The sequence below is a fragment of the Acidovorax sp. HMWF029 genome (assembly GCF_003060895.1).
Taxonomy (GTDB): Bacteria; Pseudomonadota; Gammaproteobacteria; order Burkholderiales; family Burkholderiaceae_C; genus Acidovorax.
In genome coordinates, this window is the sequence record NZ_QAIH01000305.1 from 1 (window position 1) to 2,394 (window position 2,394).

Sequence of the window (2,394 nt, forward strand, 5' to 3'; positions counted from 1 at the left end):
ACCAGCGGCTCGATCTGCTGTTGGCGTCCGGCATAGCGGCCCACAAAGGGATCGTGAGGCTCGGAATGCGTCAGGTTGAGCCCGCCCTTGCCCGCTAGCAGGAACTTGCGCCCCACCGAGGGCATGGCATCGAACAGATGCACGCCAACGCCCGCCTGGGCGAGCACCTCGGCAGCCATCAGGCCAGCCGGGCCACCGCCGATGATGGCCACATCGCACTGCAGCGTATGCGCAGACAGGGGGGGTGCATCGGATGAAAGAAGGGTGTGGGACACGGGTGGCCTTGCTAAGAAAAAAGACGTTGTGCTGCCTGGGGCCGGAAAAACGGGTCAGAACAAGGAGCCTTGCGGAGAATCCGCAGCCCCCGGCTCGGCGCGAGCGCGCTCGGTCGTTGCCGGTATGACCGGCGCAGCGGGGGCGAGAGTATGCCCCACTGCAGGCGCTTGCGTGACCAGCCGCCCGCCCGCGCCGGGCGCTTCGTACACAGGCACCAAACGGCCGTCACCCGTAAGAAAGGCCGCATACACCGCCTCACCCGGCAGCAGCGCCGACACCGCCTCGCGGTAGCGCCGCAGTTGCGCCACCAGCGCCTGTTGGCGCTGGGGCTGGGCGGCACTTTTGTAGTCCAGCACCCACCAGCCCGCAGCGGCATCATCGGCGTGCGCTGCACGGCGCAACAACAGCCGGTCGATGCGCAGGCTCTGCCCTTGGTAGTGCAAGGGGGCTTCGTTGATGGCGGTCTGCACCCGGTCCGGATCCCAGGCCCAGGCACCCTCACCGGCCAAAATGCCCTGCGCCATGCGGGCAGCAAGTTCGGCAGCTGCGGGGGCAATATCGTGGTCGCTGGCGAGTCGGGCAATGCGCGCTGCAGGCCAGCCGTTGGTGCGCAGGTGGGCCAGCGGGGCACCTGCCACGCCGGCCTGCTCCAGAAGCTGATGCATGGCGTCGCCCTGGCGTGACAGGGGTGTGGATTCACCATCGCCGGGCATGGCCACGGGCGCACTGCCACTGGGGTTGGCGGTGGCAGCCGCGCCCTTTTGTGTGCGGGCGCTTTGCAGGGCCTCGGGCAGGGGGGGCAATGCGGCGATGGTGAAAGTGTCGGGCGCCGCCGCAGCCTCGGCGGCAGGTGCCGGGGCAATGCCCACGTCTGCCTCTGTCACCACGGGCGCCAGCCGATTCCACCAACTGCCCGGCGCGGAGTTGCCAGGCTGCACGGACGACAGGGCAAGGCAGTGCTTGGCGCGCGTCATCGCTACGTAGAGCATGTTCAGCTCCTCGCGGCTGCGGGCCTGCTGCTCGGCGGCCAGCGCGGCTTCTGCGCTGGGCGGCGGGTTCGATTCGCTGGCTACAAAAACAAAAGCCGAGGGCACGGCTTGCTCGCCCGGCCAGTCCACCAGCACGCCCATGGTCTCCGCTTTTTGTGGGCGGGTGTCGGTGTCCAGCAGCAGCACACAATCGGCCTCCAGCCCTTTGGCTCCGTGCACGGTCAGCAGGCGGATGGCCTGTGCATCGGCCCGGCCCGGGGCGCGCACGCCGCCTTTTTTCATGGCCCGCACAAAACCATAAGGCGTGAGGTAGCGGCCGCCATCGTGCTGCAGCGATGCCGCCAGCAGCGCACGCAGGTTGGCCTGCACCGCTTGGCGCTGGGTGGCAGGGGCAGCCGCAGCAAAGCGCGCCAGCACATCGCCGTGCTCGTAGATGGCGTGCAGCGCGTCGTGCGGCGGCAGGCTGCCCACCCAGGCTTGGTACTGATCCAAAACAGCCTCTACCGCCTGATAGTCATGCCTTAACAGCTCTTTTTTTGATAGCAAATCAAACCAACTGTTGCCAGCATGCTCGGGCTGGCGGCGCAACGCGGCCAGGGCCACAAGGGCATCGTCGCCCAGACCGAACAGCGGCGACTTGAGTACACGGGCCAAAGACAGATCGTGCGTAGGCGAGACCAGCACATCCAGCAGCGCCACCATGTCCTGCACCTCCGGCGCGTCGAAAAGGTCAGCCTTTTCGGGCTGGACGCAGGGCAGGTGCAAGGCGCGCAGGGCGTCTTGCATGCTGGCCAGGCGGTCGCGCTTGCGGGCCAGCACCAGCACCTCTTTGGGCTGCGTGCCGCTGGCAATCTGCGCGGCCACCCAGGCGGCGGCCTGGGTGCATTCGCGCATGCGCTGGGTTTCTTCGGCCTCGTGGCGGGGTTCGGTCAGGCTGTCGCGCCAGGCCAAGGGGTCGCGGGCGGCGCTGCCTCCATTGCCCGCATCGTCATCATCGGTGATGGCGGGCAGGCACAGCAGTTGGCCCTGGTGTTTGGATTCGGTGGTGTGGTCGCGGAAACCGCTGGTCTCTTGCTGCGCCTGGGCTTGGCCCATGACGGCGTTGACGGCGGCAATCACGCCCTGCGCG

At 67.9% G+C, this 2,394-nt stretch carries 2 protein-coding genes; both read right to left on the reverse strand.

Going from position 1 to position 2,394, the window contains the following annotated elements; genetic code table 11:
- On the reverse strand, nucleotides 1–212 hold a 212-nt coding region (locus tag DBR12_RS20545), incomplete at its 3' end, for an NAD(P)/FAD-dependent oxidoreductase (RefSeq protein ID WP_199226744.1).
- A 117-nt stretch (nucleotides 213–329) separates the two neighbouring features.
- A partial coding sequence (locus DBR12_RS23315) for a 3'-5' exonuclease (protein WP_304529321.1) occupies nucleotides 330–2,394 on the reverse strand: 2,065 nt, incomplete at its 5' end.